Raw genomic sequence first — 16,627 nt, forward strand, 5'->3', positions numbered from 1 at the left:
GGCTTTAGAGCATTTTGGTAAGTTCTATGCTCTCAATGCATTTTTTAATGATTTTATTTTTATTTTATGTGTCGTTCTCACTGATAAACATGCTGCCACATAGAGCATCCAAGTCAAACTATTAGATTCCAGCAAGGAAGATTCTGTAAGGCTAGCTAAGGCTATATATGTTATGTGTATAATGGGCCACAGGTCTGATGCTGTTTTACTACTACGTACCCAAGCTAATCCTTGGAGATAACTGCGCCAAAACCCTAAAAAGAATAACCCTAACCCTAAAAGCCCTAAATCAAGCCAAAGAGCTAGATAACCGTTGTGTGGATGCCCTGGCATCCATCCAACTATACGCCAAATATAAGCAGATTCACCATCCCATCCTTGCCAGAATCCGCCATAACCATAACCAAGCCAGGGATGTTTCCAAATCATATCCATTACTAATGGCCATAAGTCTGTTCGACCAGTCAGTGTCGCATCTTTACCAATCGAGCTAAATAGGACATCGGCATCATTAGACAACCAAAAATATAAACTTTGGCTGATAGTTGCCATAAGTATTAGGGTTGGTATCATGAATCTATATGACCACCGCCAAATTTGAAAAGCAAAAAATGCCAATATTATAATTAATAGATTAACTAGAGATGAGGTAGAAGCGGCAAGTATTAAAAGTAATATTGATAAGATAAACCCACCCCAGAAAAGCCAACTACGTCTTTGATTTTGATAGCCAAGGATAAAAAATATTATACTACTGGTAACCATCCTAGCTCCAAGTCCGTTTTTGTGTGTGAATACTCCACGCCACTTTGGGCTACCAAGATCGCTTTGTATCCCGTATTTAGGCAGGGCTAAAGCAAAAACAAAACTCAGTACTATAACAATTCCAAAAGTTAAAGCAAGTAAATTTAATTGTTGTTTTAAACTATATCGAGAAGCAAAATAAACACCAAATAAACTTGAATTAATCAGGGTAAAACTATTTTTTAATGTTGTTGACGGTGCAAAAGACCAAGTAATAGAAATTGCTGCCAATATTATTAAAGAATAAATAAAAAGGTCTTTTTGCAAGACTAGGAAATAAAGAGTTTTCTTCCAACGTAAAACTAGTAGTAAGAAGGTAACTGCGTATAATAAGAAAAAAATAATCCGAACCAGGGAGCTATCATATTCTACCGATTCATTTTGTCCTGCTCCTCCTGACAGCAGGACTGCAAAGATTGCCCCTGAATACATCAGCAAGGCTGCAACTGTGAATCCCTGTTCGGCAAAAATTAGTAGTTTTTTCATAAATTAACTAATATTTATTTTGCATATTTATTTCTCTTTGATAAATTTGGGCTGTTTGAGCGGCAATATTTGACCAATTTAAATCTTGCTGACAACGAGCAAGTGCCGCAGTTTGCATCTGTTTTTGCAAGTCGCGATCGTTTAGCAAACAAATTATCGCATCAGCTAGTGAGCGAGCATCACACGGTGGAACTAACAGCCCATCTTTTTTATGCTGAACTATCTCACTCAATCCCCCCACATCAGAAGCTACAACCAGCGTTCCCATTCCATAAGATAACGCTGCGACACCACTTTGAGATGCTTCGATGTATGGCAGAACTGTTACTGTGGTGCGTTGAAACAGATTACCTACTTCTTCAAGGGGGATAAAATCATTGATAATCTCATAGCGTTTTTCATCATAACCATTAGGGAAATAGTGCCTTATGTTTTCTCCTCTTCCAGCAATAATCAGCTTGACTTCAGGTATGGATTCAGCAATTAATGGCATAGCCTCAAGCAAATATTTCAATCCCTTATAAGGCAATATACGGCCAAAGAATAGCAAAGTATATGGTTCACGGACTTGAATATTTTGACCATCGCGACGCTGATACAAACTACCAAGTTCTCCATGAGGTAGAATATTGACTCGCTCTTGAGGTATACGAAATTGTTCAATGAGAATTTTTTTGAGTTGATGAGTATGAACAATCAATTGTTGGGAACGGTAAAAACCAATACGTCTGCTATACTCGGAACCAAATACAGTTATATTATCTCCTGGGTGACGAAATATATCATGGATAGTTGTCACCAATGGTGGCATCTTGTTAAGCAACAAAGTCCAGTCGTACCAAGGATCGTTAGTTTCTTGTACATGCAAAATATCTGGCTCTATATCTTTAATGATCCGCATCATACTGCTCATAGACAATAGGTTGCGCGGGTCACGAATCCGTGGTTTTTGAAAGCTAATGACACGAATATTGGAATCAAGAGCATTGCTACAGACTTTGGAGACTTTTTCTGGATGAATTAGCGTTAAATCAACATATTTAACTAGATTATTTGCTAATTCTATCGTGTAATCTTCAAAGCAAAAATGTAATAGAGCAACTTTAATCATAAGTCAAAATTATATTTCTACGTAAATTCTTTACTCAACAAATTTGTATGAATTATTGGTAAAATCTCAAATTAAAACAATTACGATTCTCTTAAAAATTTCATCCACAAAAAACGAAATCCACCAAACGCACGAATACCTAGATAAATCATAAATAAACTATATACACCAGTTGCTATAAGTAAAGTGAATATAAAATTTAAGCTAATTTTTTGCAATAAGATAAATATAGGTACCATTAAAAAGCTTATGATTAAGGGTCGACATATAATTCGCCATAAATTTAATGAGAATAAGCGAGTATAAGTGAAGTAAATATACTGGATAAAACCAATAATAGTCATTAATAATGCCATGAAAGCTGCACCTAGTAACTGATATTGTGAAACTAATGCCACACCAATTAAACTTCCTAATGTAGTGGTAATAACTACTTCACGCAGGTTCACTATCTCGAAACCATTAGCTACAAGTAGATAGGATAATGAGCGTATAAAGGGCAATAAAATCAATGATGCAGCACTTAAGCTAAGAGCTAAATTTGCCTGAGCAAAGCTAGGATCGTAAACAAAAACTAGTAAATCTTTGCCAAAAAATAACAGCCCAAGAAATAATGGTAATGCCATCATTAATAGGATTTCAATCATGTTCTCAGCGATCCGCCTCTGCTGCTCGCGTCCTTGAGCTACGGCTTTTGAAAGTCTAGGGAACATTGCTAGAGTTGTACTATTCGCAATAATTAAAAATGGTTGTAGCAATTGTGCTATCCCACCAAATAGCCCTACTAAGAACTCATTTCCTAATAAGGAAAGAATCAAAATTTGAATTCTACCACTAACTACAGCTATTGCTTCAATAGCAAAAAATGTACGTGCAATTTTGAGTGTATGAAATATAAACTTACCATCAACCTGCCATTGTATTTTGACGAAACGTGTGATAAAAATCCATTCAATGACCAAAATTAGTGTTTCTGAAAAACATAAAATCCACCCTAGATATTCAATTCCGTATTTTAGTCGCATCGCCCAGATCATTATTATGATGCGTAGGATATAAACCGGGACTGTAGCGATGGCAATCAAATGCATCTTTTCTTGGGCTTGAAAAACCGCCTCCGTGATGTTAGAAAGTGCAAAAGGAATGATTGTCAAGCCCATGATGTAGCAAATAGTCGATGTTTTGGAACTATAGGGAAGTAAAAAAACTACAATCACTAACGCCCCATAACTGAAGAAACTAAATATTAATTGCAGCCAGGTACCACTCATTAAATAAACTGGTGTTCTTTCTGGCTCACGGGCTAGTTCTCTAGTAAACAATGTCTTTAGACCTTGTGAAGCAATGCCCACAAATATGAAGTAGTAACTATACGCTAGTAGATACTGTCCTAAGGCTTCGGCTCCCAGAGTACGAGCAATGGCAGAGGTTAGTACGAAAGCTGTAATGCTTTGTGCTAATCGATTAACTATCATTGAGATAGAATTACTTATGAATTTATACTTTTCTACCATTCTAAAATTTTTAATTAAGCTTAATCAGTTCATTTTGAATAACCAAAACGAAATTCTGTCATTGCCATTTAACTAATCACGACAGTAAAGTAGAAAAATCTAAATTTAACTAGATAAAAATTATAGTGTGAATTGTAATATTTGCATCTATACATAAACGACTATAATTATCTAGTTTCCACTATGATTTTGTTTTTATGACCTTAGTAAGCACCTTCTTTTTTCAAAACCACCATAACTGTTTTGAGCAGAATTTCAAAGTCTAAACCAAGCGACCAATTTTCAATGTAGTTCAGGTCGAGATTTATAACTTGTTCAAAATCTACAATATCTGAGCGACCTGAGACTTGCCAAAGACCTGTAATGCCAGGTAAAACTTCATGCCGAATAAAATGATGTTCAGAAAACTTATCTACGTCTCTAGTAGGTAAAGGGCGAGGGCCGACTATGCTCATTTCTCCAAGGATAACGTTAAAAAGTTGAGGTAATTCGTCTAAGCTGTAACGACGGAGAAATTTTCCAACACCGGTAATCCGAGGGTCGTCTTTAATTTTAAAGATAATTCCATCTTTCGTTTCATTTAAAGCTTCTAGTTCTTTCTGCAATTTTTCTGCATCAGACCTCATAGTTCGAAATTTCCATACTTTAAACTGTTGCCCATGTAAGCCTATACGAGTTTGCCTATAAAATACTGTGCCAGGAGAGTCCAGTTTGATAGCTATAGCTATAGCTACATAAATAGGGAATAAAAACATTACAAACAAAGTTGCAAAACAGAAATCACAACTGCGCTTTATCCAAAAATCTTTACCTGTAATTATCGGGCAATCTAAATTTAGACAAGGCATTCCTCCTATTTTACTAAATTCTACATTTCTATAAATTGGTTTTAATTCCATCGGTAAAATATGTACTTGGATGCCAGAGGCTTGAAATAACCAGCATAAAAACATTCTATTTTTTAGAGCATCCCAAGAGATAAAAACTTCTGTTACACCCAATTCATTAAGTTGACTCAATGTTTTTTGACGTTGATATCTGTCTAATGAGCTAGCATTAGCTGTTCCAGATACAATATAATGCTTCTCTTTTTTTATAAAGCTAGCAATTTGCTCGCGATCTTGAGAATCACAAATAATGAAAACAGAAGAACGAACTATTTTTTTCTGCTTCCGCAGATATTCAAGAGTAAGATTCACAGCATATCTACCGCTACAAATAAAAAATATGCTTAGGAACCAAGAGAATAATATTAATTTTGGACGTGTAATATCAACTACTGGTTTGTACAAAAAACAAACTAGGAGTATTAATCCATGAGCAAAAGTCAGCGATTTTATAATATTAAAATAGTCATAGCGTTTTTGACCTTCTCGATAAATACCTTCGACAGCTAACGAGCCTATTTGAATGCCAATAGTTATTAAAATAGGTAAATAATTACTCGGTATATACCAAGTAAAATTATTATAAGAAGACTGATATCCGGCTAAAATCCATGCTAAGGATAAAAGAGTATAGTCTACTAAAAACAATGTTGTTAATCTCAACCACCAGGAACCCTTGCGGACTCTGACAAATGAAGATGCGCGTAAATCCAAAGGTACTTCACTGAATTTATTTGTTGTAATGCTTTGATTACTCATAGTTAGCAACACTTGGTGTAGTTAAAGATTGATTGAATTTTATATAAAATAAAGTTGGGGATCTCACATTTTTGCTATGCAAGGATTTTGTCCTTCGAAGTAACTTTACAGTTCTCGATCAAAAACATTTTCTCAGAGTTGGCTTGATTGCGTTTACTACCCAGGTACTTAGTTTTTGTTACAGGGTATAATTCGGTTTAGTCTGGAAATTTTGAGCTTTAGGTGCTAAAGAAGGATTTGTTAGTGAGTTTACTTATGGCTGAATAGATTCCTGATGTTAATAAGCAAGTAGCTCAGGTAAAAATATTGAGATTTTTAACTTAATGTACGTAATAATTAAACCGAACTACCACACTTCTATTGCAGAGTTATACTTCATTATTCGCTAGGATAGCACTCTTTCTGAACTTACTGTAGCATGTTTAGCTATACTAACTCAGTTGTGCTTAGAAATTATCTGTTTGTTTACGCATAATTACTGATTAGCAAAACTTACATACATAACCTATAACAAAATGCATCAAAAATTTGTCTATTGTTACAAAACTTTACAAAAAATGATGTCCTTGATATCATGGTTGAGCTTCGGTCGTTTTATGAGTATTTTTAGAGAATTGGTTACAGATTAATGAGAAATAAATTCTAAGGTATCAAAGTAACATCAACAATGTTTGATATATGGAGATTTATGTCATGTCTGCATTATAGACATTTTTACCATCCGAGAAAGTCAATTTTTTTGATAAAATTTTCTGTGTCTAATTATCATTCACACTTTAGGCAACTTTAATCTTGTCTCTCAAAAGCTGAAGACTTTGAGCTTGTGCAAATGTCTGATTTAATACCAAACCCAACAATTAAAAGCCTTGGCTAATAGGACAAACCCTCCTATACGGGCTTTAAACCCTTGATTATTCTGCTTTTTGTGTAAGTAGACTTCGTTTGCGTAGTAGCAATTATCTTTGCAAGCTACTCAATTATTTAAGCAGATCGTAATTATGACTTTACACTATTTTTACATATAAACAAACACCATGAAGATTCGGTAATAATTATTTTTTCCTCAAGTAAATTTTCAGAAAAAAGGATAAATTCTTGTCAGGACTGTGTTTAAGCTAACTAAAATATTATGTTATGCATATAAAAAAAATCTGTCAACTAAAGTTAAGCTGTAAGTACAAATGTTTCTCTATGGGCGTAACTCAGTAATGCAGTAATGTATTTTTTTATTTGAAAGTCTTATTGGAAAAATTAAGATATTGCGTAAAAATATTGTATTTATTTATATTAAGTATAAGACGATGTAATAGATTAGTGACAACTCTATAAATACTAACTATTTTGAAAAGGTATGTATTATCCTGGGTACTGTAAAGCAGAAGCCGTTTGCTTACCATCACGCTCTTAAGAACAGCTAGGCTTTGTTTATGTAGCCTCAAGTTTCATACTGAGAAAGTTAATGTACAGTTTTGCGTATTACGATAGTAAATAAATTAATAAAATCCTATTTCCTGATGGAGCTGATATATAAAAAATGCAGATAAATAGCGAGATTTCAGAGTATAAGCAAAATACTCAATTAAATAGCTTCACTCACATTATCGGCACTCAAGTTCTACAGGAATGGAAGAACACCCAAGCAGCCGATCGTCAAGATCAGTGCATCCATCAGATATTTGAGATGCAAGTTGAGCGATCGCCTGAATCTATTGCTGTAGTATTCGAAGATACACAACTTACTTATCAGCAGTTAAACAAACAGGCGAATCAACTAGCGCACTACCTACGTGCTTTAGGTGTTGGGCCTGAAGTACTTGTAGGGATTTGTCTGGAACGCTCCTTGGAGACGATCGTAGGAATACTGGGTATTCTCAAAGCTGGGGGCGCTTATGTGCCTTTAGATCCCGCATATCCTCCAGAGCGTTTAGCCTTCATATTAGAAGATACCCAGACACCAGTATTATTAACCCAAGAAAAATTGGTCAAGAACCTACCACCGCATCAAGCACAAGTGGTTTGTCTAGACTCAGACTGGCAAGGGAATATCCAAAACAGTCTAGAAAATCTTGTAAATGAAACGACGGCTGATAATCTCATATATGTAATCTACACATCCGGTTCTACAGGACAGCCCAAAGGTGTAACGATCCCTCACCGTGGGATCTGCAATCAACTCCACTGGAAGCAAACAACCTTTGGATTAACTCAGGCAGACAAAGTTTTACTGACCATTTCTTTTAGCTTCGACCCTTCAGTATGGCAGATATTCTGGCCATTGTGTTTTGGGGGACAATTGATCGTAGCTCGCCCTGGTGGACATCAAGACACTGCCTACCTTGTGAAGGTGATTACTGAGCAGCAAATCACTGTCCTGGCCTTAGTGCCTTCTATATTGCGTGTCTTACTGGAAGAGAAGGGTATTGAGAATTGCCGATTCATTAGGCATATTACCTGCGGTGGTGAGGCTTTACCTACCGAACTCATAGAACGCTTTTTTGCTAAATTGAATTTGGATAATGTTCTCCATAATTGCTATGGCCCGACAGAAGCTTCTATTGATAGCACTTTCTGGACTTGCCAACGCGGCACTAATTATACTATTGCTCCCATTGGTCGCCCCATCACCAATGCAGAGATTCACATCCTTGATGAAAATTTGCAGCCTGTACCTGTTGGTGAATCAGGTGAACTGCACATTGGCGGTATTGGTCTAGCGCGAGGCTATCTTAACCGTCCTGAATTAACCGCAGAGAAGTTCATTTTCGACCCTTTTAGCTCTGAAGTTGGGGCACGTATTTATAAAACTGGGGATTTAGCCCGTTTCCTACCAGACGGTAATATCGAGTTTCTCGGTCGTATTGACTACCAGGTGAAGATTCGTGGCTTCCGAATTGAATTAGGAGAAATTGAAGCGATATTAAGCCAACATCCATCACTGACACAGACTCTAGTAATAGCCAGAGAGGATGTTCCTGGTGACAAGCAACTTGTAGCATATATTGTTGCCAAGCCAGAGCAAATTCCTAGTCAGGTTGAATTGCGTCGCTTTTTACAAGGTCGGTTGCCTGAATATATGGTGCCTGCCTCTTTTGTCTTTTTAGACACCTTGCCATTAAACCCTAACGGCAAAATAGACCGCCGCGCTTTACCTGCACCGCATATATCTGATTTGGGTCTGTCAACTAACTTTGTTCTACCCCAGAATGCTACAGAAGAGGTGTTAGCTAGCATCTGGGCAAAAGTTTTACGTCTGGAACAAGTAGGTATCCACGACAATTTTTTTGAATTGGGAGGTCATTCACTCCTGGCAACTCAAGTGATGTCTCGGGTTCGCCAAGCTTTTCAGAGAGAAATACCCTTACAACTCTTATTTGAGAATCCAACGATCGCTACTTTAGCTCAAGCAATCGCCCAAAACGAGAGTCAAGAAAACGATCCCCAAAATCAAACTATTCCCCAAATAGGCAACCGCGAATCAGTCCCTTTATCCTTTGCCCAACAGCGAGTGTGGTTTTTGCAGCAGTTGCAACCCGACAGTCGAGCATATATCCTCTCGAATGCACAGCGCTTAAGGGGTAAGTTAAACGTCAGTGTATTACAACAGTCACTAGATGCGATCGTTGTCCATCATGAAGCACTCCGAACAAACTTTATTACATCACTTGATGGTAGCCCCATCCAAGTAATTTGCACGCCTCGACCAGTGGAACTCAAAATAATTGAGGTGAAAGAGGAGCAAGTGGAATGTCTCCTAAGTGAAGAGGCCCAACACCTCTTTAACTTAGAATCTGACTTGATGCTGCGAGCTACCTTGCTCCAAATAGACCAACAGGAGCATATACTCTTGTTGGTCATGCACCATATCGCCTCAGATGGCTGGTCAATAAACATTTTCTGGCAGCAATTAGCAGCCGTTTATGAAGCTTTTTTGAGCGGAAAGCCTTCTCCATTGTCAAAATTGCCTATTCAGTATAGCGATTTTGCTGTCTGGCAACACCAATGGCTATCGGGTGAAAAACTCTCCAGCCAAATCAACTATTGGAAAACTCAGTTAGCAGGTGCTAATACTGTATTAGAATTACCAACAGACCGACTACGGCCACCAGTCCAAACTTACCAGGGAGCAGTGCAATCCCTGATCTTACCCCAGTATCTAAGTGTATCGCTCAAAGAATTCTCCCATCAGCAGGGTGTCACCCTTTTCATGACATTGCTGGCGGCTTTTGGGACAGTCCTGCACCGCTATACTGGGCAAGAAGACATTCTCATTGGTTCTCCCATTGCTGGCCGCAACCAAGTTGAAACCGAAGAGTTGATTGGTTTCTTTGTCAATACCCTGGCCATCCGAACTAACCTGGCAGACAACCCAAGTTTCCGGCAGTTACTTAGTCAAGTTCGAGAAGTAACACTAGGAGCTTATGCCCACCAAGACCTCCCCTTCGAGAAGCTAGTAGAAGAACTACAGCCAGAGCGAGACATGAGCCACTCGCCACTGTTTCAGGTAATGTTTGCCTTTCACAATACCCCAAAAGAACTCTGGGAACTTCCGGGATTGACCATTACCCCTCTAGAAGTTCATAACGGCGCTGCCAAGTTTGAGCTTACCCTCGATTTGACAGAAACTTCAGTGGGGATCAAAGGTGGAATTGAATACAACACAGATTTATTCGATGCAACAACGATCGCTCGAATGCTAGGGCATTTCCAAACCTTACTTGAGGGGATCGTCGCTAACCCAGAACAGCATATTTGCGATTTACCTCTGTTAACAGCGCCCGAACAGCATCAGCTACTAGTCGGGTGGAATAATACTCAAATTGACTATGATTTATCTCAATGTCTACATCAGTTATTTGAAGCGCAGGTAGAGAAAACACCAGATGCGATCGCTGTCAAATTTGCAGACAAGCACTTTACCTATGGCGAGCTAAATAATCGCGCCAATCAACTAGCACACTACTTGCAAACTTGTGGAGTCCAGCCCAATGGACTCGTAGCCATTTGTATTGAGCGTTCCTTAGAAATGGTAGTTGGACTGTTAGGGATTCTGAAAGCTGGTGGTGCTTATGTACCTATCGATCCCGAATATCCTCAAGAGCGGATTGCATATATGCTAGGCGATTGTCAAGCCCCAGTGCTATTAACCCAAAGGGATTTAGTCGATGGTCTCCCTACAAGTAGCCAAAAAGTTTGTCTAGATACTGACTGGGAAATGATTTCCCAACAAAGGAGTCACAATCCCAATTCAAGGGTCAAGCCTCTGGATTTAGCTTATGTAATTTACACCTCTGGTTCCACCGGGAAACCAAAGGGCGCGATGAATAGCCATCAGGGAATTTGTAATCGCTTACTGTGGATGCAAGATGCTTATAAGTTAACTGGAATCGATCGGGTTCTTCAGAAAACGCCTTTTAGTTTCGACGTTTCAGTTTGGGAGTTTTTCTGGCCGCTATTGACAGGGGCACGTTTAGTGATGGCTCAACCAGGCGGACAGCGAGATGCGACTTACCTAGTCAACACCATCATCCAAGAGGAAATTACAACACTGCACTTTGTCCCCTCGATGTTGCAGATATTTCTAGAAACCAAAGGGCTAGAACGTTGTCAGCCTTTAAAACGGGTATTTTGTAGTGGAGAAGCCTTACCTGTTGAACTCCAAGAGCGGTTTTTTGACCGGATGGAATGCGAACTACACAACCTCTATGGCCCTACCGAAGCAGCAATTGATGTCACATTTTGGCAGTGTCAAAGCGAGAGTAACTTAAAAAGTGTACCAATTGGCAGAGCGATCGCTAACACTCAACTTTATATTCTCGACTCCCATCTGCAAGCAGTTCCCTTGGGTGCAAACGGCGAACTTTATATTGGTGGTATTGGAGTTGCGAAAGGCTATCTCAACCGTCCCGACTTAACAGCCGAGCGATTTATATCCCATCCTTTTAAGGAAGGCGAAAAACTTTATAAAACTGGAGATTTAGTTCGCTATCTTCCCGATGGAAATATTGAATACATCGGTAGAATCGATCATCAGGTAAAAATTCGTGGTTTCCGCATTGAACTTGGAGAAATTGAAGCTTTAATAGCGCAACATCCCAGCATACAGCAAACTGTCGTTACAGCTAAAGTTGATAATCCAGAAAACCAGCGATTAGTTGCCTACGTTGTTCCTCACCCAGAACAAACACTAAACACAGACGAACTGCGTCAGTTCCTCAAACAGCAACTGCCAGAATATATGGTGCCTAGTGCTTTCGTTTTACTAGACACCCTACCCCTAACCCCCAACGGCAAAATCGACCGCCGCGCTTTACCAGCACCAGACTCAACAAGGCTTGATTTAGAAAAAACATATCTTGCTCCCCGCGATCCATTAGAATTGCAACTAACCAAAATTTGGGAACAAATTTTAGATGTCCAGCCCATCGGTGTCAGAGATAACTTCTTTGAGTTAGGAGGACACTCGATATTAGCAGTAAAACTGTTTTGGCAAATTGAGAAGACATTTAATAAAAATCTGCCTCTTGCCATTCTGTTTCAGTCCGGGACTATAGAGGCTCTAGCCAAAATAATCTCTCAAGAAGAAGGTGTGGTAACAAACAAGGCTTTAGTAAATACCTTAAATGAATCAAAATCTAGCTGCTCATCCCTGGTAGAAATTCAAGCCAACGGTTCCAAGCCTCCTTTTTTCTGCATTCACGGACTGGGCGGAGAAGTTTTGTGTTTTCGTGAATTAGCGCTGTATCTAGGTTCAGATCGACCATTCTACGGACTACAGCCACAAGGACTAGATGAAAAACACCCTTTCCATAGGCGGGTTGAAGATATGGCAGCCCATTATATTCAAGAAATTCAGACCCTTCAGCCTAATGGGCCTTATTTTCTGGGAGGTTATTCTTTTGGAGGTGTAGTTGCTTTTGAGATGGCTCGGCAACTCCAAGAGCAAGGCAAACAAGTTGGTATTCTAGTTATGCTTGATACCTGTCTTCCAGGTTATAGTTGGCGAGCGCCATTTACCAAGCGACTTTTTTTGCATTTAAATAACATAGTTCAACAAGGGCCTATTTACCTTTTGCAACAGGTTATAAAATGGAGCTATTGGCGCAAGCAACATCTCCAAAATAGATATAAGCGTTACTTAGAAAACGCACTTTATTTACCTCAAACTGACAAGCACTTAAAGATTATAGATACTAACATTCAAGCCATGAGTGAATATGTCCTTTCACCTTACCTGGGTCGGGCTATTCTCTTGCGGACAGAAGATCGATATCGGGACGAAGCTGTAGGCACACAATACGATCCTCAATTCGGCTGGAGCAACTTAGTGCTGGGGGGATTAGATGTCCATTACATTCCCGGATCTCATCTTGAGATGCTTAAGGAACCCCATGTACAAGTGTTAGCCGAAACATTGAGAAATTGCTTAACTCAGGCGCAGTCTCCAGAAAATTAATTTGAATTCCCTCAGTTCACTTTCACACAACTCAGCATTGCTGGGTCGTTTTGTGGTTTCTTAGTCTAAAAATCAATTGGGAGAATAATCGAAAAACCCTTGCTAGTGGCAACTAGGATAAGATAATTATTATGTGGAACTGGAATCATGGTCGTAGTCCAATAACCAAAAGACCTGACCGATTTAATATGCGATGAATCTTGCAGATGTTACAAATTGAACAGAGGTAGTTATTGTGGCACTGTAGGCTTGAATGACTGTAATTTTGAGATTTTAAGTTGGTAAGCAATCCACAATCTACTGATGCTATATAGACGATTTGGACGCACAGAATTACAAATGCCAGTGTTTTCCTGCGGTGGCATGAGATATCAGTTCAAATGGGAAGATGTTCCCAATAATGAAATTCCTGCTGATAGTCAGGCGAATCTGGAAGCGACGATTAGAAGGGCAGTCGAGGTTGGGATTAATCATATTGAAACTGCTCGTGGCTATGGGACTTCTGAAATGCAATTGGGAAGGATTTTACCCCAATTTCCCCGTGAAAAGTTAATTGTTCAGACCAAAATCAGCCCAAAAGAAGATGCGAAAGAATTCCGCGAAACATTTGAAAAATCATTACAAAATCTCCAGCTAGATTATGTTGACCTTTTAGGGTTGCACGGGATCAACCATACTGAGTCATTAGACTATAGCATTCGTCCCGGTGGCTGTTTGGAAGTAGCCCAGCAATTGCAAGCAGAGGGAAAAGTTAGATTTATTGGCTTTTCTACCCACGGATCGACAGATATAATTGTGCAAACAATTAATACCAATCTATTTGATTACGTGAACCTGCACTGGTACTACATTAATCAATGGAATTGGGCAGCAATTGAAGCAGCTAAACGCCACGATATGGGGGTGTTTATTATTAGTCCATCTAATAAAGGAGGTTTGTTATATGAACCTCCAGAAAAATTAGTGAATCTTTGCGCCCCATTGAGTCCAATGGTGTTTAATGATTTGTTTTGTTTGAGTCATCAAGAAGTGCATACTCTGAGTGTAGGAGCAGCAAAACCAGAAGATTTTGATGAACACCTGAAGACTTTAGAGTTAGTAGATCGGGCATCAGAAATTTTGCCGCCAATTTTAACAAGGTTGGAGTCAGAAGCGATCGCTACTTTGGGAGAAAATTGGGTAAAATCCTGGGAAACAAATTTACCGACTTTTGACGAAACCCCCGGCGAGGTAAATATTCGGGTGATTTTGTGGCTGCGAAATTTAGCGATCGCTTACGATCTAGTGGATTATGCAAAAATGCGCTACAACTTGCTTGGTAATGGCGGTCATTGGTTTCCTGGTAATAAAGCCGATCGGCTGGACGAATTAAACTTGCAGCAATGTCTCGCCTACAATCCCCACGCGGACAAAATCCCGCAATTTCTGGAGCAAGCGCATCAGATGTTAGCAGGTGAGGAGGTCAAACGTCTATCTAAGACTTGATGAATTGGGGATTGGGAATTGGGCAAGAAATAACTCCAAACTCCTTTACAGACGCGATTAATCGCGTCTCTCCAAACTCCTCAACGATCGCTAGGGGACTTCCAATAAATAAATTATCCAATTTCAGGCTCATCAAAACGGCTTTCTCTGCCCCTGCCCTCAAAGCGACGGGATATTTTTTTATTGGGAAGTCCCTAGTCAGATTTTTTCGTATCTTTCGTATCTGCTGATTTAGCTGCCTTCGGTACGACTAGCACCTTATCAACGCGGTTCCCATCCATATCCATCACTTCAATTCGCATACTTTGCCATTCAAAATGATCTGCTGCGGCAGGAATTCGCCCTAAATGGGTGATGACAAAACCGCCCAAGGTTTGATAACTGCCGCGTTCCTCGGATTCCCACTGTTCCATACCGAAAAGTTCTAAAAACTCCTCTACAGGCAACATCCCATCCAAAAGCCAGGAACCATCTTCGCGTTGCACAGCTTGAGGTTGATCCTGTCCATCTGTTGAAGGAACATCACCCACGATTTCACTCATAATGTCGTTGAGTGTAACTAGTCCCTGAATTACGCCGTATTCATCTACTACTAGCGCCATGTGAGTGATGGTTTGCTTGAACAATTCTAAAACTTTCAAACCACGCGTGCTTTCTGGCACGAATACGGGCTGTCGCAATCCCACTGTCAAGTCTAGCGGTTCTCCTCGGAAACTCCTGGCTAATAAATCGGTGACGGGGATCACACCCAGCACATTATCAAGTCCCGCCTGACAAACTGGATATCGAGAATAGGCACTATCAACCATTTTTTGGCGATTTTCTTCGGGAGAGTCGTCTAAGTCTAACCAGACAATATCGGGACGAGGTGTCATTAAGTAGCTGACGGGGCGATCGCCTAAACGAAAAACTCGCTCCACCATATCCTGTTCAGCTTCCTCAAAGGTTCCCGCCTCAGTGCCTTGCTCAATTAAGATTTTAATTTCTTCTTCGGTAACTTGCGGCTCGGTAGAAGCTGTAATTCCCAGCACTCGCAAGATCAAATCTGTAGAAGCGCTTAATAGAAAGACTACTGGAGAAGCGATCGCTGCCAAGGCTTGCATAGGAATAGCTACAATCGAGGCAATCCTTTCTGGATTATTTAATGCCAGACGTTTTGGTACCAATTCGCCAACAATTAGTGAGAAATAGGTAATCAGCAAAACCACTATTCCGAAGGAGAGCGGTTCACTATAAGGTGCTAACAAAGGCACAAGTTTTACATAGACTGCCAAACGACTGGCAATTGTTGCTCCTCCAAAAGCACCAGTCAGGATACCGATTAGGGAAATACCTACTTGAACGGTTGACAGGAAATGATTTGGAGACTCAGCGAGTTTCAATGCTACCCTTGCCTTGGCATCTCCTTGATTGGCAAGCTGTTGTAGCCTGACTTTCCGGGCTGAGACAATCGCCATCTCAGACATAGAAAACACGCCGTTGGCAATAATTAGCACCAAAATGATTAAAATTTCAAAAGTGATGGGGGACATGTTTAAAATTGCCGCTTCTCAGAGCGAATGTAGCTCAATACCTAGTATCTAGTATTAAAGGTGCTTCTATAAATGCTTTGACTGTACACAAAGTAGTAGTTATAGTTCTTAAGTCTATTAGTTGCAGTGCATTATGCTTCCACCGAAATAAGAAGAAGGCTGTCAACACTTTTAAAATAGTTGACATAAACTGCCTCAAGATTTTCTGGCTCACAAAGACTCCCACCGCTAGTAGTACTTATGTCATTTTCTTCTATTGTGCGTGCCTTAGCGCGATCGCCGCTCACCACTGAATTTATTTCTAAGCTAAACCGACAACAAGAATTGCGGTTAAATGGCATTTCTCGATTGCCGAAGGGTTTGGTAGCTTCAGCATTGGCGCAGGCTCAGGGTAAGGATTTGTTTGTGGTTTGCGCCACCCTGGAAGAAGCTGGACGCGTTTACGCACAATTAGAGGCGATGGGATGGCAAACCGTACATTTTTACCCCACCTCCGAGGCTTCTCCCTACGAACCTTTTGACCCAGAAACTGAGATGAGTTGGGGACAAATGCAGGTATTGGCGGATTTGGTAATTGGGGGTTGGGGACTGGGGAC

At 39.8% G+C, this 16,627-nt stretch carries 8 protein-coding genes and 1 pseudogene; 3 read left to right on the forward strand and 6 right to left on the reverse strand.

Annotated features, from left to right (window positions below; translation table 11 throughout):
* Positions 1-24: 24 nt before the first annotated feature.
* From CDG77_RS05100 to CDG77_RS05115, 4 genes are all read right to left on the reverse strand, one after another.
* Positions 25-1,290, reverse strand: coding sequence for an O-antigen ligase family protein (locus CDG77_RS05100; RefSeq protein ID WP_094328323.1), 1,266 nt, complete (start codon positions 1,288-1,290; stop codon positions 25-27).
* Positions 1,291-1,297: 7 nt separating this feature from the next.
* Complete coding sequence (locus CDG77_RS05105) at positions 1,298-2,401, reverse strand: glycosyltransferase family 4 protein (protein WP_094328324.1); 1,104 nt, start codon at positions 2,399-2,401, stop codon at positions 1,298-1,300.
* Between the two features lie 80 nt (positions 2,402-2,481).
* On the reverse strand, positions 2,482-3,915 hold the full coding sequence (locus CDG77_RS05110; RefSeq protein WP_094328325.1) for an oligosaccharide flippase family protein: 1,434 nt from the start codon (positions 3,913-3,915) through the stop codon (positions 2,482-2,484).
* A 203-nt stretch (positions 3,916-4,118) separates the two neighbouring features.
* Positions 4,119-5,561 carry a sugar transferase gene (locus tag CDG77_RS05115; protein ID WP_190233909.1) on the reverse strand — a complete coding sequence of 481 codons (1,443 nt, stop codon included), beginning with the start codon at positions 5,559-5,561 and terminating at the stop codon, positions 4,119-4,121.
* Positions 5,562-7,095: 1,534 nt separating this feature from the next.
* Here CDG77_RS05115 and CDG77_RS05120 point away from each other — a divergent pair.
* Together CDG77_RS05120 and CDG77_RS05125 are read left to right on the forward strand one after the other, a co-directional pair.
* Positions 7,096-13,014: an amino acid adenylation domain-containing protein gene (locus CDG77_RS05120; protein ID WP_094328326.1), complete on the forward strand. Its 5,919-nt coding sequence runs from the start codon at positions 7,096-7,098 to the stop codon at positions 13,012-13,014.
* Positions 13,015-13,317: 303 nt separating this feature from the next.
* Positions 13,318-14,499 (forward strand): aldo/keto reductase, encoded by a 1,182-nt coding sequence (locus tag CDG77_RS05125; protein WP_094328327.1) that lies wholly within the window; start codon positions 13,318-13,320, stop codon positions 14,497-14,499.
* Here CDG77_RS05125 and CDG77_RS36245 read toward each other — a convergent pair.
* Positions 14,489-14,632 carry a hypothetical protein gene (locus tag CDG77_RS36245; RefSeq protein ID WP_190233910.1) on the reverse strand — a complete coding sequence of 48 codons (144 nt, stop codon included), beginning with the start codon at positions 14,630-14,632 and terminating at the stop codon, positions 14,489-14,491. The genes CDG77_RS05125 and CDG77_RS36245 overlap by 11 nt on opposite strands.
* Positions 14,633-14,693: 61 nt before the next feature.
* Complete coding sequence (locus CDG77_RS05130; RefSeq protein ID WP_094328328.1) at positions 14,694-16,031, reverse strand: hemolysin family protein; 1,338 nt, start codon at positions 16,029-16,031, stop codon at positions 14,694-14,696.
* Between the two features lie 240 nt (positions 16,032-16,271).
* Between CDG77_RS05130 and CDG77_RS05135 the strand changes: the two are divergent.
* Positions 16,272-16,627: pseudogene (locus CDG77_RS05135) on the forward strand (transcription-repair coupling factor); the annotation flags it as partial.

It is taken from the genome of Nostoc sp. 'Peltigera membranacea cyanobiont' 213 (genome assembly GCF_002245975.1).
Taxonomy (GTDB): Bacteria; Cyanobacteriota; Cyanobacteriia; order Cyanobacteriales; family Nostocaceae; genus Nostoc.